This is a genomic window from Paenibacillus alkaliterrae (assembly GCF_021532375.1).
GTDB classification, from domain to species: Bacteria; Bacillota; Bacilli; order Paenibacillales; family Paenibacillaceae; genus Pristimantibacillus; species Pristimantibacillus alkaliterrae.
In genome coordinates, this window is record NZ_JAKGAP010000041.1 from 34,673 (window position 1) to 56,197 (window position 21,525).

Annotated in this window: 20 protein-coding genes; 16 read left to right on the plus strand and 4 right to left on the minus strand. The window is 39.4% G+C overall.

The window, feature by feature from the left end:
• The first annotated feature begins 25 nt into the window (after positions 1–25).
• The 11 genes from L1N85_RS17070 to L1N85_RS17120 all read left to right on the plus strand — a co-directional run bounded on the left by L1N85_RS17070 (position 26) and on the right by L1N85_RS17120 (position 13,009).
• Positions 26–697 carry a hypothetical protein gene (locus L1N85_RS17070; RefSeq protein WP_235240275.1) on the plus strand — a complete coding sequence of 224 codons (672 nt, stop codon included), beginning with the start codon at positions 26–28 and terminating at the stop codon, positions 695–697.
• A gap of 526 nt (positions 698–1,223) precedes the next feature.
• Positions 1,224–2,024: a mitochondrial inner membrane protease ATP23 gene (locus L1N85_RS17075; RefSeq protein ID WP_235240276.1), complete on the plus strand. Its 801-nt coding sequence runs from the start codon at positions 1,224–1,226 to the stop codon at positions 2,022–2,024.
• A gap of 281 nt (positions 2,025–2,305) precedes the next feature.
• The gene (locus L1N85_RS17080) at positions 2,306–3,130 is read left to right on the plus strand and encodes a hypothetical protein (RefSeq protein WP_235240277.1); all 825 of its coding nucleotides are present in this window, start codon (positions 2,306–2,308) and stop codon (positions 3,128–3,130) included.
• A gap of 319 nt (positions 3,131–3,449) precedes the next feature.
• Positions 3,450–4,826: a hypothetical protein gene (locus L1N85_RS17085; RefSeq protein ID WP_235240278.1), complete on the plus strand. Its 1,377-nt coding sequence runs from the start codon at positions 3,450–3,452 to the stop codon at positions 4,824–4,826.
• Between the two features lie 1,515 nt (positions 4,827–6,341).
• Complete coding sequence (locus L1N85_RS17090; protein WP_235240279.1) at positions 6,342–7,271, plus strand: DUF3800 domain-containing protein; 930 nt, start codon at positions 6,342–6,344, stop codon at positions 7,269–7,271.
• A 1,296-nt stretch (positions 7,272–8,567) separates the two neighbouring features.
• Positions 8,568–9,482: a DNA/RNA non-specific endonuclease gene (locus L1N85_RS17095; protein WP_235240280.1), complete on the plus strand. Its 915-nt coding sequence runs from the start codon at positions 8,568–8,570 to the stop codon at positions 9,480–9,482.
• A 201-nt stretch (positions 9,483–9,683) separates the two neighbouring features.
• Positions 9,684–9,863 (plus strand): hypothetical protein, encoded by a 180-nt coding sequence (locus L1N85_RS17100; protein ID WP_235240281.1) that lies wholly within the window; start codon positions 9,684–9,686, stop codon positions 9,861–9,863.
• Between the two features lie 188 nt (positions 9,864–10,051).
• Entirely contained in the window at positions 10,052–10,612 is a 561-nt protein-coding gene (locus L1N85_RS17105; RefSeq protein WP_235240282.1) for a DUF6431 domain-containing protein, read from the plus strand.
• A gap of 102 nt (positions 10,613–10,714) precedes the next feature.
• Positions 10,715–11,974: a Mu transposase C-terminal domain-containing protein gene (locus L1N85_RS17110; protein WP_235240283.1), complete on the plus strand. Its 1,260-nt coding sequence runs from the start codon at positions 10,715–10,717 to the stop codon at positions 11,972–11,974.
• On the plus strand, positions 11,967–12,767 hold the full coding sequence (locus L1N85_RS17115) for an ExeA family protein (protein WP_235240284.1): 801 nt from the start codon (positions 11,967–11,969) through the stop codon (positions 12,765–12,767). The genes L1N85_RS17110 and L1N85_RS17115 overlap by 8 nt, the downstream gene beginning before the upstream one ends.
• Before the next feature lie 32 nt (positions 12,768–12,799).
• Positions 12,800–13,009 carry a DUF5348 domain-containing protein gene (locus L1N85_RS17120; protein ID WP_235240305.1) on the plus strand — a complete coding sequence of 70 codons (210 nt, stop codon included), beginning with the start codon at positions 12,800–12,802 and terminating at the stop codon, positions 13,007–13,009.
• Positions 13,010–13,641: 632 nt separating this feature from the next.
• Here L1N85_RS17120 and L1N85_RS17125 read toward each other — a convergent pair.
• A complete protein-coding gene (locus tag L1N85_RS17125) occupies positions 13,642–13,833 on the minus strand; it encodes a DUF7695 domain-containing protein (protein WP_235240285.1) in 192 nt (63 codons plus the stop codon).
• 158 nt (positions 13,834–13,991) lie between these two features.
• Here L1N85_RS17125 and L1N85_RS27255 point away from each other — a divergent pair, with 158 nt between their 5' ends.
• The 3 genes from L1N85_RS27255 (at position 13,992) to L1N85_RS27985 (ending at position 15,397) form a co-directional block, all read left to right on the plus strand.
• Entirely contained in the window at positions 13,992–14,279 is a 288-nt protein-coding gene (locus tag L1N85_RS27255) for a tyrosine-type recombinase/integrase (protein WP_268818333.1), read from the plus strand.
• A gap of 85 nt (positions 14,280–14,364) precedes the next feature.
• Positions 14,365–14,613 (plus strand): site-specific integrase, encoded by a 249-nt coding sequence (locus tag L1N85_RS27260; protein WP_268818337.1) that lies wholly within the window; start codon positions 14,365–14,367, stop codon positions 14,611–14,613.
• A 544-nt stretch (positions 14,614–15,157) separates the two neighbouring features.
• On the plus strand, positions 15,158–15,397 hold the full coding sequence (locus tag L1N85_RS27985) for a helix-turn-helix domain-containing protein (protein WP_407946484.1): 240 nt from the start codon (positions 15,158–15,160) through the stop codon (positions 15,395–15,397).
• A 365-nt stretch (positions 15,398–15,762) separates the two neighbouring features.
• Here the strand turns inward: L1N85_RS27985 and L1N85_RS17135 are convergent, their stop codons facing one another.
• The 3 genes from L1N85_RS17135 to L1N85_RS17145 all read right to left on the minus strand — a co-directional run bounded on the left by L1N85_RS17135 (position 15,763) and on the right by L1N85_RS17145 (position 19,432).
• Positions 15,763–16,014 carry a helix-turn-helix domain-containing protein gene (locus L1N85_RS17135; RefSeq protein WP_235240286.1) on the minus strand — a complete coding sequence of 84 codons (252 nt, stop codon included), beginning with the start codon at positions 16,012–16,014 and terminating at the stop codon, positions 15,763–15,765.
• Positions 16,015–18,078 (minus strand): hypothetical protein, encoded by a 2,064-nt coding sequence (locus tag L1N85_RS17140; protein ID WP_235240287.1) that lies wholly within the window; start codon positions 18,076–18,078, stop codon positions 16,015–16,017.
• Positions 18,079–19,081: 1,003 nt separating this feature from the next.
• Positions 19,082–19,432: a helix-turn-helix domain-containing protein gene (locus tag L1N85_RS17145; RefSeq protein ID WP_235240288.1), complete on the minus strand. Its 351-nt coding sequence runs from the start codon at positions 19,430–19,432 to the stop codon at positions 19,082–19,084.
• 197 nt (positions 19,433–19,629) lie between these two features.
• Between L1N85_RS17145 and L1N85_RS17150 the strand changes: the two genes are divergently transcribed.
• Both L1N85_RS17150 and L1N85_RS17155 read left to right on the plus strand, forming a co-directional pair.
• Entirely contained in the window at positions 19,630–19,827 is a 198-nt protein-coding gene (locus L1N85_RS17150) for a hypothetical protein (protein WP_235240289.1), read from the plus strand.
• Between the two features lie 347 nt (positions 19,828–20,174).
• Positions 20,175–21,509 (plus strand): S-layer homology domain-containing protein, encoded by a 1,335-nt coding sequence (locus tag L1N85_RS17155; protein WP_235240290.1) that lies wholly within the window; start codon positions 20,175–20,177, stop codon positions 21,507–21,509.
• The last annotated feature ends 16 nt before the right edge of the window (positions 21,510–21,525 follow it).

Sequence of the window (21,525 nt, forward strand, 5' to 3'; positions counted from 1 at the left end):
AATCTAAGATCGGGGAGAACACACAATGACAATGGTAATTGCCTATGCATGGCAAGATAAAGTCGTCATGATGGCAGACAGTAGGTCATCTAGAACGGATAAAAATGGGAATGTGATTGAGTTCGAAGACGAAAATGAAAAAATCATGCCTGTCCGCAATCGCTTTTCTATTGGCCATGCCGGCTTAAGGAAGGCGTATCTAGGCAATGGTGAATATTTAGAAATGGGCGATGTTACAAATCATTGCTTAAAGATAAATGAAAGTACGCTCTCGAAACTAAACAGCAAGCAGCTCTTGGAAGGTATCGTAACGACTTGGAACAGAACACTTAGTGAAAAGCTGCACCGAAATCCATTTAGTCTTGAGAATCGTTACTGTTTTGCATTGGGAAGTTTTGTTGAAAATGAAACTGGTGAACTAGAACCAAAAATTCATACCTATCAGTCGCATTTTAATGAATTTCAATTTGGTGGAAGAAAAGCAGTCATAGGCGACGATGCGGTATATGCTATCATAAAGCCTTACTACGAAGAAGATACGGATAATTGGACTTTAGAAGAAACTATAGAATTCTATAAAAAAGGCTTTGTTGAGGTCATGAATCAAGTAGAAACTGTAGGCGGGCCAATCGATATCTTCGTATTGGATACAAATCCTGAAAAGTCCTATTGGCTGGGGCGTAAACCAAATAGATAGTAGCACGTTGTCGTCGATATTGATAAAAATACTTAAGATGCGACAAAGTGAAGTGATATCTTAGATATTCAACAGGTAACGTTAGTTCTATTAGACAACCACGACGAGGCTGCCGATTTTTTTTCCGGGGAACGATACTTCAAAGATTCAGGGAGCAGTTTGCCGCCGCGGCAGCTGCTTCTTTTCATTGAACTAAAGGGCAGAAGCAATCTCTCCAAATGAAAAAGCTCTTTCAGTTCAACTCTAGTTACAATGCCCGACCCCAGCAATACATACCTGGGCAAGACCGCAATACTAGACCGTGGCATTAATAATTCAAAATTCCTGGCTCTAGGATTCAAATATCTACGTCCATTAAGTCATCCTAATGAGGTGTGCGGAGCAAGTGCTTTATACCCGTGAATATCGTAGATAGGATATCCCAATAACTTGACAGTGGTATCCTGACTATGTAAAGGTAAAAAAGGTCAGAACTAGTCGAAGTGGGCTATGAGATTTACCATCAGAAGGGTGGTGTGATCTAGATATGGATTTTTCATTGGTAGGAGACATAACTGTAGAAATCAGTTCAGCACAAGTCAGTATTAAATATAATCAATGTATCAAAAATGCGATTGAGTATTTTAGTAAGGAAATAGGTCTGCCTATTGAAAAAATCAAGGTTCATATTGTCATGTCAAGGGATTATATTACTGACGTAAAAAAACGACACTTTAATCCAAGTGAAAAGGAAAACGGAAACACAAATGGTATATTTATACCAACTAATTTTCAAAATGAAGAAACTAGAAGGATAGGCAAACCTATTATTGTTGTAAACTTGACGAAGCTGGAGGGTATTGGTGTTTCTGTTACCACAATCGAATCCGTTATCGTTCATGAACTTATTCACTATTTCGATTACTGTATTACATACCCAACTGAGATTGTTGGCAAATATGGTGAAGCAGTAGAAGCTCCTTATGAAACAAAAGAATATTATATCTATGCATATTTCCAACAGCGTTCAGAATTTAGAGCAAAGTATTTTCAAGAAAAATATATGATTGTAGGATTGAATATTACAGAAGATTATATGTCAAAGAGGTTCACCCATATTGATACCTCGACAAATTCTAGTTTGAATTACACACTTAGTCACGCTAGAGCACAATTAGAAGTCTGGAAATCTAATCCCGTTACAAACCAGGCAGCCATGGAATATGTTGAAATGAAAGGGCTTGAAATTGAAGAGATTGAAAATAAAAATCGAATTAAAAATATAGCGCAACTTACAGATCTAAATGATTTTTTCGACTTTTGCGAGACAAGTATTAAAGTAGAATAGCCTTATTTGTTTAAATGTCAATTATTTCTTAGTTGTGTGGGGAAAAATAGCTTGGTAAAGAAAAACGGCAACCACAATTCTGTTTCCGTTATTCATTAATGTATCAGGAGTAAACCATCCTAACTGGGAACGATAGTTGAACCAAACCAGGGAGTAGTTTGCCGCCGGCAGCTGCTCCCTTTCTTCATTAAGCTAAAGGGAGTTTTACTTAACAAAACAAAATCAAAAGTTGTACAATAATCTTAATATGTAAATTACTTCGTAGATAGGTGAGGATATACATGTCCATTTTTAAAAAACATATTGGACCTTTAGAGCTCGACCCAACTGAAAGACGTTATTCAATTGATCCAAAATCGAAAAACCAAGAGTTAACGGTTCACGGATACAATTTATTTATTTACGATCATTATGAAGGCGTATATGATGCCCATGACAGAGTTCCAGCTCAAAGCTTTATTGAAGCTCAAGAGAAATACTGGAGTTTTAAAAATGGATTCACAGGAGGTTATATTGGTTTTTTCTGTCCAATCTACTTCATTATTGTCGAGGACAAGGAGGATGAAATTGTATATGTAGGCCAAACTAATTCTAACTCGAATAGATTTGGAGATGGACATAAAGCTACACAATACTTGAATAACCCTGATTTTGATGGAAAAAAGAAACATATATATTTCGCACAAATTCAAGTTATTTATGAACATCTTGTCTATAATCGTTTAGTGAATAAACACTATATGCGATACATACCGATTGAATTTTTAAAATACAATTTAGATGAAATTTCAGATAGATGTTATTATGAAAAAATAAAAAAACTTACTAAACCTAAAGAAGAATCACCTGCTTTGGCAAAAGACTTTATTAATTTTGTTGAGTCTATCCTAATTTTCATGAAAAAACCAATCATTAATTCTGCTCTTAAAGAAACGGAAAAGAAGAATTTTCATAACCCAGAGGTAAAATTGAGTGAATCAGGGGGATTTACTGTTATTCATTCTGATCGCGTTAGAGAGTCACATGCACTTTTAAAGTTAAATCAAGATTTTAAGGAAAAGTATACTGCATGGTTATTTGAAGAAAGTAAGTGGATTAGTATATAAAAGCACGCGCTCTGATAATTTGTTTTTATCTTTTTGTCATTCAGGAAAGGAGTAAAAAACTTGGACATCAGTCGTTCTTTCAGAGCCCTCATCACATTGGAAGATCCAAGCAATATTCCAAAAAGATATTTGGTTAAGGGATCTAATTGTCAATTATGGTGAACTTATTTGTAAGACGTTTACAGGAGATTCTTGGACGGTGCTGCTGACCCATTACGAGGGATAAATTAAGGGCAAGCTAACGCTTGCTCAATTTGGAATTCTAAAATTGGATTTCTGGTATATATAGAAGAGTATTTAATGTAATGGAGGGGAAATTGTGGCTGCATTTATTTTGGAAGATGAAATGGAAAACGTGGTTAGTCCGCAAACTAAAGAATATCTGAAAGAAGTAGTATCCTCATATAATCATGGTAACTATCGTTCAGCAATTGTTGTACTGTATACAGTAGTTATTTTTGATTTAATAGAAAAAATGAAGACATTGAGTGAGATTTATAATGATGAAAAAGCGAGAGAAATATTGGATGAGATTGAGCGGAAACAAAAGGAAGAAAAGAAAAGTTCGGACTGGGAAAGAATTTTAGTGGAATTAGTAAATAAAAATACTCAATTGATTGATGATATGGAAAAGGAGAAGATAGATTACTTAAAGCTGTGTAGAAATTATTCTGCCCATCCTATTTACAATAACGAATATAAACTTAGTAATCCAACAAAAGAGGAAACAAGATCTTTAATAAGAAATTGCTTTGAAATAGTTTTTAAAAAAGAACCTTTACTAAGTAAAAAAATATTAGATGATTTAATTAATGATTCAAAAAATTATCAGCAAAAACTAGGTATAGATGGTTTGGAATCATATCTGAAAGCAAGATATTTTAGTAAAATTAATGATAGGGTGAAAAAGGCAATCTTTGATTCCTTGTGGAGATTTGTATTTAAACTAGAAAATGATAATTGTAATTTTGATAGAAAGTATAACTATTACACATTGTTCTACTTGGTCAGAAATGACGAAAAACTTTACTATGAAGTTGTTAAAGATAATCCTGCTCGATATAGCCAAATAGAAATTAAGGAAACTAGAGGTTACATAGAGTACATCACTGAGTTTGAGAATTCAAATACATCACTAATTTTCTTCTTAGCACAATACAATAATTTCTTTAATTATTTCACTGAGGATGGAAAGCAAATAATAAGGGGATTAGCAACTAAAAATTATCGCTTTATTACCATAGCTTGCTATGCATTTGAAAGTATTGATGTTCAGTTAAATTCACTTAGAAAGGTACATGAACTGTTCTATACTTCATCATTAAGAAAAAATTGGGTTGAAGTCAATCGTTATGATTCTTTAATCCATGACGATTTGCTATTACTCTATCACCAATCTAAGGAGAGAGGTGATGAAGCAACAGTAAAAAGATATATCATTGAGTATTTTGGTGGAAATATGACTTTTAATGGGGCTACTAGTATTTGGAGATTAATAGAGGAGATTATCTCTGAGTTTAATGAATCTGAATATAACTTGCTTTTAAACAATATGAATAGTTGCTATGATATTCATCACAACCATAACCTCGATATAATGATAAAGAAAATTAATGAAACTTTTGAAGGCAAATTTCATAAAGTACTTGATTATAGTAATTATGATAGATTGTCTGAAAAAATGAAGCAGGCTTAAAACAAGATGAAGAGCTAGCGAAAATGGAGCTGAAACTACTACTGGTCAGTATGAAGGGTTTCATAGCAAGCCGGAAGAATTAAAAACAAAGTTGTATAGGCTCTAATTGCAGCTTGGAAATGGGCTAATTGGTAACGGTGTCGGGGGTTTCTTCCGACTATATACTACATGGTGAGCATGAGTTTGCTTTATCAGTACATTGCTCATAGCACTTATCATTTCTGATCTCACGAACGAAATCATCCCTAACGAATTCGTAAAGGATAACTTATACAGCTTTATTGTATTCCCGTGTACTGTAATGTTTTTTTTGTCCAACTTTCCAATAAATAAGATCGCCAAATTAGGTCATCTAATGAAGTGGATAATTATCTATTCCTCCTTAGAATGGCTTGGTAAAGAAAATGGTTTTATAACTTACCATCATCAGTGTTATTTAACTGCATGATGTTCCCTATACTTCAACTACATGATTTACGGCCATTCTATGCAATAGCGATATCTCCATTAATAATATTCACGTTGTTGATGACTTTCTATTTTTAGGTATTTACTATTAAGCTATCGGGAAAGTACGACAAGTTCTGCTATAAGCGCCCTTCGGCGTGAAATGCAGGAGATTCAAACAATGACTTTCAACTTTACAACCGAGGATGGGAATGACGGAACCATGTATCCCGAAACCATCCCGCCAATACTCCTGCATGCGTCATGTCTGACAGGGCATAGGGTATGAAGTACAGGTGGAGTCGGCAGAACGGCGGTTTTAGCCACCCTGCTAGGGAAGGTATGCCAACGGATATGCCGCGCGGCTGAAAAACAAGATATGGTGAGAATGTTCCGCGAAATGGGACTGACGAACTTCCGAATGTACAGGTCTAAAGATAGAACGTATAGAAACATACGGACCATCAAACGATGGGGTGAGTGGCGTGAAGTAAGAATTTTTCCTATGAAATACGCTGTGTCGGACGAAGGCGGCACCCAGCTCACAGGCTTAGAGGAAGCACCTAAGTTTTGAACGGATAGCTAGGCTGTAAGGGGCTTGGAAAGCAAAGGACGTTGAATCAAGGGCTGTCACCTGAAACGGTTGCTATAAGGCCATAGCCGAAAGGCATTTACCTTTGTGAGGCAGGGGCACGACTGAAGAACCTCCTGTAATGGGAGTGGAGGAACAGCCCCAAGTCTAACCGAAAAGAACGAACATCTTCCACGTGAATTGCACCGGTCGGGTAGTAACGTGGGAACATCCTTCCGAGTGAAGTGATGCCACAGTGCGAGCTTAACGGAACTGGGATGTTAAATTCCAAATTCGTGAGTAACGAGGAACTTATGAACAAGTAGATTCGGTTAGATAGAACGCCGGATGCTGGGAAACTGGCACGTCCGGTGTGGCGCAGGGGAAAAGCCTGAGATGTCATCAAACGCTTACCTATTGCAACCGTTAATTGAATAAATTCACGAATGATCGAATTGGATTTTCAGGTACTAAAAAAAAGAATAGAGAGATGACATATGAAGATTTTCACTGATGAATCAGGTGACTTTTCGCTCAAGAACTCAACGAGTCCAAGCATGGTGGCAAGCTTGATATGCACTGAAGATATGTATGAAGGCATAAAGCGTTTCATGAATACGATGGAGAAACGTTATAATGGCGGTGCTGAAATTAAGGGCTCAGATTTAACTTTTGAGCAGCGTCTTCGTGTATGTGAATTTTTGAAAAAGAACAGGGATCATTTAAAAGCAACGATGACAATTGTACTGCCCTCAGTGGTAACGCATGAGGATTTGAACCTATTCAGAACCAATCAAGCTGAAACGTTTCAAAAAAATAAAGAATGGTATATTAATGCTGGTGGGAAAGTTCAGAAGGTACTGGAAGAATATGATCGTATTGCGAAATTAGCAATGTACCAAAGTAGACTTAGTGATGAGGAGTTTTTACAGGCCCTCTTGCTTACTCAGCAGATGGAAAGGGTTATTAAGTTTTGCATTGTGTATTTTATGGAGCGAAAGCATAGACGGAATTTTAAGGACTTTATATTTTTATTTGATCGGAAACTTCCGAATAAATTATCAGCAATGGAGAAATATATATTAAACTATGTTAAGGCATTTTTAGACGGTAAGTCCAAGATGGGAATGACTATCCCAATCCCGAATGTATGGAAGACGGGTCATCCTTTTATTGACCGTTACATGATTACAATGGAGGATGGTAGGGAAGCATTTTTTTTAAATGAATTGTTAAAGAATTTCGAGTTTGAAGACTCGAAAAATGATCCTGGTCTACGGATGGTAGATATTATCTCCAATACGATATACCAACATATACTAAACCCAAATAACCTCGAGATCGCCCAATGTTATAATACGCTTCAATATGCACTCGGCTATCAAAACAAAATGTCACAATTTCATATCATCCTTAAAAAAGTTTAGTCAGTTGAAGCATGAGTGAGTATGTTCTTCGGCGACAGTTGCTGGTCAAATCATGTAAGATTCCACAACATGTAAGATGCTACAAGACGACAGTCGGCCAGCGGATGTCGTTTCTTCAACTACTGGGCAGGGAAAAAATTAGCCCCCCTAGAATTGAAGGAAAGAATAGACGGCATGGAATGAGAGGAATCGAGTTATGGGGGTTAATTCAAAAGGGAAAAGAATTGTCCTACATGGTAAGATACAATAAACTTCTTATCTTCAGAAACGATACTAAGGTTGGTTAGTCCGTAATCCTCTGGATCATGTTGGACATTCCAATAATATGTTCTACCTCTATGCACTTCGACAAGGTTGGGTAAGAGTTCTGACTCCGTATTGGGATGATAATGTTATTACGCCTGGATTCGTATAAATCATAATTGAAAGGTGTTTACTTCGTAAGGATCTCCTAGAGTTAGTTGATTGGAAAGCCGATATTCAGCAGATATGCCCTAACCGATTGATCTAACGGGAGACGATAGTGCTATGGCTACTGACAAAAAAAAGCGCAATCCTTGAATGGATTTGCGCTTACTTTTATTTCAAGGAGTTAGCAATACGAGTTAACACCTTCAGCCCAATACCTTTATCATTGTGTTTTTGATTAATGATACCGTATTCTAAGGGTCCCTTGTGGAAAACGAGGAATTCCGCTTCATTAGGGCCATTATGGTATCGAGCCTCAGTACCATCGTTTAAAAGAACTAATTTCCCTAAGTTCGCCGGGAATTGTCTCTTCCCATAATGATGTATTATTACATTAATCATCTCATTATCATTCGTCAATTTTATGGAAAGTTGATTTCCTTTCTCAAAAAAAAGTAGTCACTACATTTGCAGGTTTAATCGGAGAATAGGTGGGCACTTGAACAGTTGCATTGTTTTTACTCTCAAACGATCGGATCGCTTCAGAACTCTTATCAATAGTAACTTTATAACTAAAACCACTTAGCAGCGTAGCCGAAATTTAACCAACTCTCAGTTGGGCATCCTGTCTTTGATTAGCTGCCACTTGATCAGCGGATAGAGCTACATGAAATGCGGCATATACATTTGATCAAGGAGCTCAAGGCGTTAACCTAACTGGGAACGATAGCACCACGAGATGACGGCAGCCGGCTGCCTTTGTTCGTTGAGGTAACGGGATAATTTAATATGATAATAGTCTTTTATGGTAAGATAATAGAACAAGATAACTTAAAGTCGTCGTTTTTAAAATGAACAGGTATAAAACTATTATAGGAGAGTCCTAGAATGAAAAAGAAAATGAACTATTTAATCTTACTGTTAATGATCATCTTAATGGTTGGTTGTACCAATGCAGAAAATTTAACTATTACAAATACAGAAGATGCTCAACAAGAAGTAACCACAGTTGGTAAAGAACCTGAAGAAACTATTACCGTTGTTGACGAACCGGTAGCCGAGGAAACACCAGTCCAATCAAATAACGAACTATTCTCAGGATACAAACGTATTGAAGTGGATGGTTGTGATTTGTCTGGGCATCGTGAATCTAATGTCGTTGTGGATGTTGGTTACGAGGAGCGTGAATACTGGGCATTTACAAACGAACACGGGCAACTAGTGCGTGTCATTGCTGACAAAATCATTCTACAAGATGACAGTAACGAGTCTGTCTCATCGGCTGGTAGATATTGCTCTGATGAGGCGAAAGTCCCTGGTGTCGAAAGCGATGTATTAGATGAAGGACATGTCATTGCCGATTCTCTCGGAGGGGTATCGAATGCTTATAATATCACCCCTCAAGATAGTACACTCAACCGACATGGTGATCAAGCATATATGGAAGATGCGATACGCAAAGCAGGCGGAGCTACTGATTTCGAAGCAATTATCACATACCCGAATACAGAAACTCAGATTCCTTCAAATTATCAGTATACCTATTCGTTAAAGGGTAACGTAGTTGTTGATACATTTGATAATGTGAACCCGGATGAAGTAAACGCATCACTTGGATTAACAGGCAGTGATTCTTCTGATTCAACTAGTTCAGAGGATCTTTCTAGTGTCGATACAAACGGAAACGGAAAGGTAACGATTAAAGAAGCAAAGGCAGCCGGTTATAGTATGCCAATAACGAGTGACCACTGGCTGTACAAATATATGGATGATCGTGATGGTGACGGCATGGTAGGTGAATAAGACTAAAATATTATAATAAATGACCCTGCAACTAACAGGAGACGATAGCTCAATAAACCACCTTTCATTAAGGCGATTACTTTATAGTAAAATCTTTTAACCTTTTTCTTGCCAGATACATCTCAATTTGTTTAAATAAAACTAACTATATAATTAACCAATATCAAATTAAATAATCAGTCATAGTGGGAGCACCATAAAATGTCTACGAAACAAGTAGATCCATTTTATGGTGCTTTTCATTTAGTGGAAAGTAATATGATGCTTACTCATACATACACCCACAACACACAAGATACTACAGTCTATCCTTTTCCATTGGTGCAGGTAACAGGAAAAACAGTGTTACAATGTGCGCTGTGTGTGTATGCCTATTTTTAATGTGTAAACTAACCTTTAATTTCGATTCGAGGAAGTGTAATCAATTACTTCCCAGTTAAGTAGTTGTGAATAAGCACTTTGTTTCCGCAGGAAACAGGTGCTTATTTTCACATTGGAACGGTTTCCCGGTATTTTGATGCCGTTGTAATCTGCTAAACTTTGAGCAGATTATAGCGGAGGGGTTTTAGTTGATTTACTACCATGAATTTCTAATCGATTTACCGCGCTATGCGGAACTCGGGAAGGAGAATGACTTTCCGGATATAGACTGCTGTCCGATTTGCCGGGCAAAGAATCGTTTACAACGACACGGATTCTATGAACGGAATGCGCTGGAGGAGGAAATGACGTATCGCATTCCAATTTGCCGCTTATTATGTCCGGACTGTGGAAAGACGGTTTCGATCTTGCCAACCTTTCTTCTGCCGTATTTCCAGTACACGATGGCGTGTATCATCCGCATCCTGCTTACGTATTGGATGACTTCCTCCCTATTCGTAGCACGTCAATTGCGACGTTTTTATGAAAAACGCGTGTACGGCAAACAAACGGAGATCGAACTGTTTTTTCGGGAGGAAGGAGAACAGATTCTTCTGCCAAGTGCAGGAAAAGAAAAGGCCATAAAAATGCTACAGATGATCCAGGCTTTGGGGAAAGCAACCTTCGTCAGAAGGTGGTGGCGTCATCGAGTAAACAGCTTTATGGCAGCATCATTATACCATGGCTCACGCGTTGCGAAAACAGAATAACGTTTCCACAAACCTTTTTCATCGCCTTCCCGCTTGCCGCCCGGTTATACTGTCAAGAGCGGTTAGCCGGCTAGCCTGCCATTTAAAGGAGGCTATTAACCGATGGATGAAGGAATGAGAGAAAAGATTGCGTTATTTCGCTATGGCCTGATCGCACCGCTGTTAAACGGTCAAGTCGATCGAGCCGCTTACTTGGCCGAAGTGTCGGCCAAGAAGCATGATGTGCCCTGTTACGGGGAAAAGATGTATGCGGCTAAAACAATCCTGGAATGGCTGCTATTCTACCGTCGCAAAGGCTTTGACGGCTTGAAACCGGGAACGCGTTCGGATCGGGGAAAATCCCGTACGATGTCACCGGATCAACAAGATCATGTATTAGCGCTCAGAAAACAGCATGCGGAGATGCCCGTAACGGTATTTTATGATTATCTGGTTGCCAAAGGCGAGATTCTGCCAGGTCGCGTGTCCTATTCGACGATTCACCGCTTTTTGAACTTGCATGGACTGCTTAGCGGCGAGGCGACACAGGGGACAGAACGAAAACGGTTCGCTCATGACAAGGTCAATATGCTTTGGCAGACGGACATGAGTGAGGGACCGCGGCTTCGGATCGACGGCAAGCTTGTTCGGACGCATCTGATCGCCTTCATTGACGATTGTTCGCGGCTGGTGCCTTTTGCGCAGTTCGTCCCAACGGAGAAATTCGACGGGCTGCGCATCGTGATGAAAGAAGCGCTCATCCGGCGAGGCATCCCAAAGTTGCTCTACACCGACAACGGAAAAATCTTTCGTTCGGACATTTTACAGCTCGCTTGCGCCGGACTTGGCATCCAGCTTCTACATACCCGCGCTTATGATCCTCAAAGTAAGGGTAAAATAGAACGTATGTTCCTAACATGCAAAACCCGATTCTACACGTTACTTCAAGCCGAACCGGCATCCTCCATCGAGGAGTTGAACGAACGATTCTGGAAGTGGCTTGAGGAAGATTACCACCGCAGGCCGCATGCGTCCCTGGAAGGGAAAATGCCACTGGAGGTGTATCTGTCTCAGATCGAACAGGTACGCACCGTCTCCGATCTGGCCATGCTGGATACGCTCTTTTTGCGGCGGGCCAAACGGACCGTGAAGCATGATGCCACATTCTCACTCGAGAACCGACTCTACGAAGTGCCGGAGACGTTTGCCGGACAGAAAGTGGAAGTCCGCTATGACGAGAATGACGTGCATGTGTACGTGGAAGGTAAGCCAGCAGCGCAAGCGAAGATCGTTCGGTTCGCCGACAACGCCCACGTGAAGCGTGAGCGGCCAGCGCTTTCATTCAAAGCGCTACAGGAGTCGGGAGGTGCGGCGGATGTATAGAGCCTTCTATTCGCTCGCTTCCGCGCCGTTTGCCAAAGAGGTGAAGCCCGAGCATGCTTACGCATCGGCTTCGTTTCAGGAGACGAGCGCATGCATGTCCTATCTGAAACAGACACGCGGTATGGGCATGATCGTCGGCGAGCCCGGCGCCGGTAAAACTTACGCGCTGCGGGTGTTTAGCGATTCGCTGAACCAAGCGCTGTACAAGGTGGTCTATTTTCCAATGTCCACCGGTTCGGTGAATGATTTCTACCGGGGATTGGCATTTGGACTGGGCGAAGAGCCGAAAACGCGCAAGGTGGATCTGTTTCGCCAAATCCAGCACGCCGTCACAACCTCATTCCACGAACGAAAGATAACGCCGGTCTTTATTCTTGATGAAATGCAAATGGCCAAGGATGTATTCCTCAGCGATTTGAATCTGCTATTTAACTTTAACATGGATTCGTCGAACCCGTTTCTGCTTCTGCTCTGCGGTCTTCCGTACCTTCGAGACCGATTGACCTTGAACCACAACCGCCCGCTGGCACAGCGACTCCTGCTGAGCCACCAGGTAGAGCCGCTGACCAAGGACGAAGTGAAAGGGTACGTCGAACACCATATGCATCTTGCAGGTGCGAAACACCCGATTTTCATCGATAGCGCGATGGAGGCGCTGGCCGTGTGTACCAAAGGGTACCCTCGTTTGGTGAACAAGATCGCCGTCCGTTCGCTCTTGCACGGCTTTCAGCGGAAAGCGGAACAGATTGATGCTGATCTGATTCGCATCGCCGCTATGGAGTTTGGGATGTGATGCCCATGACACGAACATACCGAGATGGTCGCATGTTGTATGATGCCAGGTATGACCGCTGGACAGTGTGGGATCTCTACGCCAAGCCCTGTCCTTTACATTGCGGCGAAGCCTTTGACCTGAAGGTCGGACAACATTTCTTGCCCTGCCGAATCGAAATGGACTGCGAATGGTTCATTGAATTCAGTAACACGAAGTTCTATCTGCACCCCGATGTGAGCTATTGGATTCGGGTTCGATAGATGGAGTATATCTCGTTCTTGCCTGATCGGCAACTTCCTCAAGCAGTCAGGAGAAACCTGACTGCTTGTTTATGGAAAAAAACTTCTGCCGGATTGCCGTGATTATGTGATCATCCTGATCCCCACATGCCGAATTAATTTGAATAACAGTCGAAAAACCACTCCATTTCAGCCGCTTTATTTTGCATATCCTCTGCCGGAATAGTTTGCAAATTCACAGTAGTCTCTCAAAGTATGTGGAGAATCAAAGTAACGTAGATGAATGTTCTTGTAAACCATACTAGGACTAACATTTCTCTTATTAAACAAATTACTGATAAAAGAGGGTATTTCTTTGTTCGTTCTTATCTTATCGGTAAGTTTTAATTTCTTGTGATTTAATTGTTCGATGACTCCAGCCGTATCACGTTGCAATTCATCTGAAGTGAAGATTTGCTCTCTGTCATATGCAAAGATGAAGTTGATCTTATTTGTCGAAAGTAAACTTCTATTGTTAGCAGATTCTCTTCTATTGAATTTGACAAAATAGAAGTGAAGCAAATTCGCAAGAAAGAAAGCCGAAAATCCAAGTATTAATTGGATTCTCGGCTTATTTGTTTGCTGTCATGAACATGTGCGTAGCTTGTTTGCTATCATGCTTCATAATCAGACAGCTCCTTGAACCATTCCTCGGGCGCACCAGAAGGAAATGATCTCTTAGGGTACTCCAAGCCTCCGTCAATTGAGACTGCGCCGCAGCGGCACGTCTTGTAGTCGTGGGTATACACCGACTCAATTATGTCATTGCAACATAGACATTGGATCAGATTTTTCTTCAAGCGCATATGACCGTCCTCCCTAGTTCATCTAAGGGTATTGTATCAAAATACCCTAACGCCAAACACAGCTTTCTTCCTCGGGACAAACAATGAGTGACTGGACATACGAATTTGACTCGTGCTACTGTTCCTGCTGCATATGACAAATACGGGAAATGGTCGGTATGGAGCTGGTGCAACCTATACGCGAGCGCAGCAAAATAGAAGCTATGAAGAAGTTCATGGAACACAATAAGCGTGACTTGCTAATGCTTACGCTTTGGATCAATTGTGGCTTACGGATAAGCGATATTCTCTCTTTGCAAGTAGGCGATGTGATTGGTCCAAGGGGGAGGCTCAAGGCTTTCTTTGAGGCTAGGGTGAAAAAGACGGGGAATTACCGAAGGATCGTTCTCTCGGATAACGTGAAGAAGGTGATTGCTGAACTACCTTGGGGAGAGTATCGGCTGTGATCGGCATTTACCCTTGTTTAGAACGCGTAAGAAAGGCAAGGATGGACAACCGCGAGCATTGACTAGGCAGCAAGCATACAACATATTGAACTACGCAGCTGAGTCGGTTGAAGTAGGAGAAGCGATTGGATGTCACAGCCATCGTAAGACGTTTGGATACCATGCATATAAATTGGGAACGGATATTGTCTTACTTCAGCAGATATTTAACCATTCAAGCCCCTCGGTGACGCTTCGTTACATAGGCATCTTGCAGTGTGACATCGACCGGGTATTAATCATCTATAGGAGTAGATTGATTCGGGTGGGGGGTGGTTTTAACTTTTTGGAGTAATCGCAACTCCAAAAAGTGTTTAGAGCAGGTGTCTGCATCGCGCTTTAGAAGAGTGTCCACCTGATTTCGCGCACTTGATACAGATACTGATATATGCGCCAATTCGGAGATTTTAGTTAAACAAAGCAACGGCAGTAGTCTTAGTCCGCCGCTGATTCCCTTCAATGGATCAGTCTATAACTTGTTTTCTAAAGGCTGACGATTCTTCAACTTCAAAACCGCGGTATTTCAACTACTTTGGTCTAATACTAATTTTTCACCGCACATCAGTCGCTTCGCACTTGATACAGATACTGATATATGCGCCAATTCGGAGATTTTAGTTAAACAAAGCAACGGCAGTAGTCTTAGTCCGCCGCTGATTCCCTTCAATGGATCAGTCTATAACTTGTTTTCTAAAGGCTGACGATTCTTCAACTTCAAAACCGCGGTATTTCAACTACTTTGGTCTAATACTAATTTTTCACCGCACATCAGTCGCGTATGTTTTAATGTTGAGCTTTGTGTCTATAATGTTAAAAATAACTTTTTAGGGTGATGTGATATGGATAATACAACAAAAATACATAAGATATTTGACGTAGAGGATGATGCTGTTCTACATGTCGAGGATATTGCCGACATAACTAAAATGCATGTTGAAAGTGTGCGACGCTGGTGCAGGAGTGGGAAATTACAAAGTTATAATTTCGGAAATAAATATATTGTAGTTGGATCGGATTTTAAAAACTTTATGAAACAGTCGATGGTCAAATCAAGGTGGGAACAGATGTTAAATGAGTAGAGAATATGTATATTTATCGTTCTTCAAAGAGAATAAGGTGGATTATATATACCGACCTGATTTAAGTATTATAGAATTTCCATGCACAGATTGCCAAAATGCAGCAATAATGTGCAGCCAAACTTCCTATTGGAAATGTGAAAATTGTAATCAAGGTGGAAATATTTTGAGATTGATTGAATTCGTAAAATGTAATGGGAAATTTAGAAGGTTGTATGTTCCAAAAAAAGAACAAAAAATAATTTTCCAGTTAGTAGAGCGTCTATTAAAAAAGTACCCTGATGAACCTGGTTTGTCAAAGATTAATAGTAAAGTTAGGGAATTAATTAAGTACTATGAAGAAAACACCGTAAGTCAAAAATGACTTAACGGTGTTTATCTTTTATATCGTACCATTGAATAACAAAATTCTTAAAGTCAATACCACGAATTTTATATGCTCCAAACGGACTTAGAGTCTTAACATATCCGTTACGGCACCACCTTCTAACGGTCTCTTCGTGGACTTTTATTAGCTTAGAAATATTTTTGACTGTCAGAATGATATCATCATCGAGTTCGTCAATTATTGGGTAATTTTTTAATGGATTCGATTGATTGGCAGGAGGTATGGACATTTAACCACCTCCTCTTTTTTGTGATAAAATCATATTTTTTTGTTCCAGTAGCATATGACGTTGTTTGGTCCACTGAAGTTCGGTCATATGTTTTGGCTTTTCTACAATCACATCCAACTGCTCCTCAATTCTTCGTAGCTGCTGTTGAAATTCAACGTTTTCTTCTGGTTCCTTTTGTATAGGATTAACGGAAATCCTATATCCTTTTTCAATCTCCCATAGAACTAACTTTTCAAGATCCCATGGGAAATTGATTGTTGCGTCTAGGACTTGATAGTACTGTTCCTTAGTGATGTCGTCTAAATAATATTCTTCTCCAACCGTTTTAGTGGGTTTATGCCGTAATTGATGATCAGAAGCGGTTCTTTTTGCCTCATTTAAGCTATGATCTTCAGTGATGAATGTACGCATGATCGTGTTATTTAAAGAATGGCGCGATGCTTTAAAGATAAAATCCTTCCGTTGATTTTCTTCAAGGAAGTCTAACCGCTTACGTAGGCGTTCAATAAATCTAAAACGAATCCGTTTAGTTTGAAGATTAGGCAGCGTGTAGTCTGGTCTAAACAGATATCCTTGCCCCCTGGGGTTGTTTTCTCCTTGACGCTTATATAGTCTAGTTAGATACTGGTTTAATTGGTTAACCGTACTCTTGGGGACAGGCGTATGAAAGTCCCGGTGAGAAGGACTGTTACCTTTTTTTGATATGGGAGCAGGAAGCATGAGGTTACCCCAACCATTTTCATCTTGGTCAATAAACCCCTCTGCATTCAGCTTGAAATGATTTATTTTTAGCTGAGGTAATTCTTCTGGTCTGACTCCAATTGTACAAGATACTTGCCACATAGTAGCATTTTTGATTGGATCTATTGTCCTTACATCTTCTAATATATATTGCTTAATTAAAATCATCTGTTCTCTGGTTAAAAATGATTTAGTTTTCTGTTCATAGTCCGATTGATTGATTTCATTAATCGTATGCGGGAATTGCTGCAGGAACTTTTTAACCCGTAATGCAATCCGCCTAAAATCACGAAAATCTTTTAGGTCATCACTCTCAATTGCTTCCTCTTCAAAATTTTCCAAGAGAAAATAATAAAATGGACGCAGCTTATGGTAAATTTGGTGGAGTGTCATGGGCGCTCGGTTTGACGCAAGAAAAGCATAATCATCCTTTGAAATGTTAAGCACATCAAACACTTCTGGATTAAAGGCAGCAGGAACCTTATTCCGATTTAAAGGGTTTTTGTGAAAATCCTCCTCAATACCACAGCGTCCTGAGATGATCAATATAAAAGTTGACGACAACTTAGATTTCATGGTCTCAAGGGTCTTTTTTTTATTGGCGATTGAAGGGGATGAGCGATATCCCTCATACTCTGTCACGCCACTATTTTCTCGGTATTTAAGATACTTTGTTATCAATTGTTGTTGTTCTGATGATAACAAATCAAATGCATTATGATTTTTTGAATCCGGAGTCTGTTTTTTGAATTCCATTTTCAATTTTGGGAGTATTTCTAAAATCTCCTTCTCATTATAAAGATTAGTCCCTTTTAAATGATCAGGTTGCGGCAGCAATCCCAAATTTCGGTATTCCTGTAGTCTTGTTCTTGATATCAGCGTGGTTTTCAATGCAATTTGTTCAATGGTATTGTACTGATTCTTAAATAGCTCCGATTTAAGAAAAAAATAGTGAAATTTCTCCGCAGCAATATACGATACTTTAGGTGGAGCAAGCCGCGGGACTTTCACAATCATGTCATCCCATGTGCCTTTTTGAATCTCGCTAAGCAATTCCATGTTTGTTTTATTTAGTATTGGAGCAACTTGATAAGCAATCAGATAGTCTGGATGAGCATTGTAATAATGAAAAGAATGATTATGCGTTGTATAGTAGTCTTTAATGATTGGAATCACTTCCGAATTCACTAGCCATTCATGCTCTCCATCTTTAATGAGATAGGAGGAAAAGGGCTCTTGTTGAATAAGATAATTAAATTGATTGGGGAAAATCTCACTCCTGAATGCGGCTTGCCTTCGGGTTAAAACCTGTTGTTTAATCATGATCTGTTCTCTCCTTTCCAAAACTAGGGTGTAGTAATCATTATGGTCTTTGCCAACCAGGAACATACATAAACACAGGACACACATAATACAACAAAAAGAAAAGCAGTAATTAAAGTGATTGGTTATTAACGTGTGGAGTAAAATGTGCGGAGTAGAGTTCAAGGTCATTAACCGTGATGTCCTTGCATGAAAAAATGAAGTAGAAAGAGCACGCAAAATCTTCTAGAGATTTTTGCGTGCTCCGCAAGTAATGAGTACATATGTTCTTAATTATATTATAATTGTTTGAAAATAAAATATCAAATAGAAGGTAAATAAACATCATAGTTTTCATTTGCAATGGAAGAAGTGGTTGGGGCGGTTTTCGGCATTGCTCTATACCCGATGCCCCTGTCAGGCAAACATATACGGGAATTGCTGGCGAGTTGCATCATAGCATTTGTTGCAGACTATGAGACTCTTATTGCTTAACCCGATGAACTTTGCCTGGATTTGATAAGTAACATCTGGTTTGAGTTCGGAAGGTAAGAAGTGTTGGCTGCATACTCCGCATGAACCATGTAGTTTCATATAACATTCAATACAGAGTGATCCTAGATCATGAATCATATGACTAAACAACTTCTCAGCTTCATTTGAACAGAGAGTACAACGATTCATCTTATTCATCCTCCAGGTGTCAACTGAATGCAAAAAACCACAGACCTCGCCCGTTAAAGGCAAAATCTGCGGTGCTTCCGCATTCAGTGATTATTATTTATACTTAATATACTTGATTGTCCGAGAATATTCAATCCTTTTTCCATCTAACGAAATCAATCTCTCTCCACGATAAAGCAAAGCGTTTAAGACTTCCCATAAAGTAGCGAGTAGCCTATCACACCCGCTCCTCTTTTGAAATCTACGAAAGGCTAGCTCACTAATCATTGGGATGTGGCTTTATTCACTAGGTTCGGATGTTAAACATTTATTTTTACCGCATAAAAAAACAGCCCCATATTTAATTTTCCGATTTTTTTTGTGTCTGGAAAATCCTGTACAAAACATCAGAAGCCATTTTCACTTCATCTTCGTTAAGTTCAGAAAGTAAGTTAAGGATTCCTTCTATAACCATATCTTTTGCATCATGGCTTTTAGGATTATCAATGTCAACAAGTTCACTAATGGATATGCCCAAGCTGTTTGAAATCTTGTATAGGTTCGCCAGTGAAATATTTCTTTGACCACGTTCAAGCCCACCGATGTATGTATAATGAACATCGGCCCGTTCACCAAGTTCCTCTTGTGAGAGACCGATTGCTTTTCTATACTCTCTAATCTTATCGCCGACCATTCTTAAAATATCAGACATAATTGCTACACCCCTTGTTCGAGTGTAAGCAATAGAATGTAATGAATTAACACGTATAAAGATAACAAAAAAATAAGCAAATAAGTATTAATACTGGTATAATGAGTATAGAGATTGCAAAAGTAAGTGTTTTGAACTGATTCGTCATAAGATTCTAACAATGTGTTTGATGGAAAAATTAATATGAGGTGAGAGGAATGGAAGAAATTCAGAACTATTGGATGGTAGTATGGAATGCAGAAACAGGAGATTTTAAAAACGCGAAATTCTCTAGTATCTTTCATGAAGGCGAAGCAGTCGATGAATTTGAGAATACATATCTTAATTTAAAAGTGATTCACATAGGTCCAGGCGAAGAACCTCCAAAAATGTACCAGTCTTTATCCTACGTTTGATTAAAGAAATTTTTAAGCACCCGTTCCCTACATAAAAATGGGAGCGGGTTTTTTAGGTAACTACAAGATAGAGGAAAGGCCCTCATTAATGTAAAGGAGCTTTCAAAACTGGTGAATCTCGTTCCTCACGAAAGAGTTACGCTCGTTTTAACGCGTAATCAAGCAACTGCTAACTCTTATTTCTACAACTCCTTTACAACTAGAGCCAGCGGCATCGGAACTACTAGCCCTTTCATTTCTATCCACATCATGCTGCAAAAGGGGCTTAATATTCCTTGATTTGTAGTAAACGTGGTTTTGTGCGAAAGTTTAAGCAAGACGAAAAATTTCAAGGAGGGGAAATTACTATGAGAAAAACAATGATCATTGGAATGATGTTGTTGGCATTGGGTATTGAACAATCAGTAAGTGCAGCAGGAGCAAATTTCAATGATATTGAAGGGCATTGGGCTCAAAGTGGCATTGAATACATGGTAGAACAAGGAGCGATTAGTGGATATCCGGATGGCACTTTTCGACCGGATGGTACTATTACGAGATCAGAGTTCAGTAAGATTCTTTCTGAAGTCATCGATGCGAAAGACGAAAAAAATGCTTTTGCAGACACAGAAGGACATTGGGCGGAATCTTCGATTAATGGCTTGGTGGATGAAGGTATCATTGTGAAATCTGAATATCCATATGGGTATGGGCCGGACAAAAACATTACGCGACTGGAAATTAGTAAGATGGTTGCTAGAGGTTTGGCCCAAGAAAGCCCACTGTGGAAAGCTGTTCTGACAGAATTTCAGCAGCTACCCGCAATCAATCTTCCGTTTAATGATCAAGACAAAATGAAGTTATCTGATGTGCCTTATATTGCGTTGGCGAACAGCTCTGGTATTGTTAATGGTTACGTAGATGGGACGTTTAAAATGGATAAATCCGCATCTAGAGCAGAGGCGACAGTCATGCTTAAACGTTTCCTGGATGCCAAAAATAAAAAACCGGTATTGAGCGAGTTGCTAGAAAAGTTCAAGGGTGAACCAAACATCCATAAGTTCTCAAAAAGCCAACTAGAAGCATGGATTGATAAAGAGGCGGATATTGAGCGGTTAAGTAAATTACCGATTAATCATTACACTGGTACTTCTTTGGCTGAAAATCACGATGCTTTGATTTATCCTATGGGACATAATTCATCAACTAATGATACCGAATTGGTCACACAAGCGATGAATGATATGGTTGGGTTTATGAATTTGTATGAAAATCTTGATTATAGAACGATTGGTGATGCATGGAAAAATCAGATTCGCCGTTACTACAGTAAGGACTTCACTTATGGGGGAGTTTATTACTCGGCTGCTGATTTACCTAAACTATTTGATGTTTATGTCAAGCAAGTCAAATCTGGAAAATACATTCAAGAAAGTTTTTTCGTGACTGATCTATCCTTGACTTTTAAACAGAAAAAAACTGAGGATTCCAGAACAGATTATATCGTTCGAATGACAGAATATACACGCTTCACAACCGATCCCGGTCTAGCGGGAGTTGAATTAAATAAGTGGTATAAACGTGATATTGATGTGCGTTACATGCAAAATCTGTGGGGCGATAGGGTTTCTTGGGATACAGCGGATAATTTATACGCTGGATATACCGTAGTCACTCCTTATAAAGAAGTGAAAGGGAAGTAAAAGACATATGCGAGGT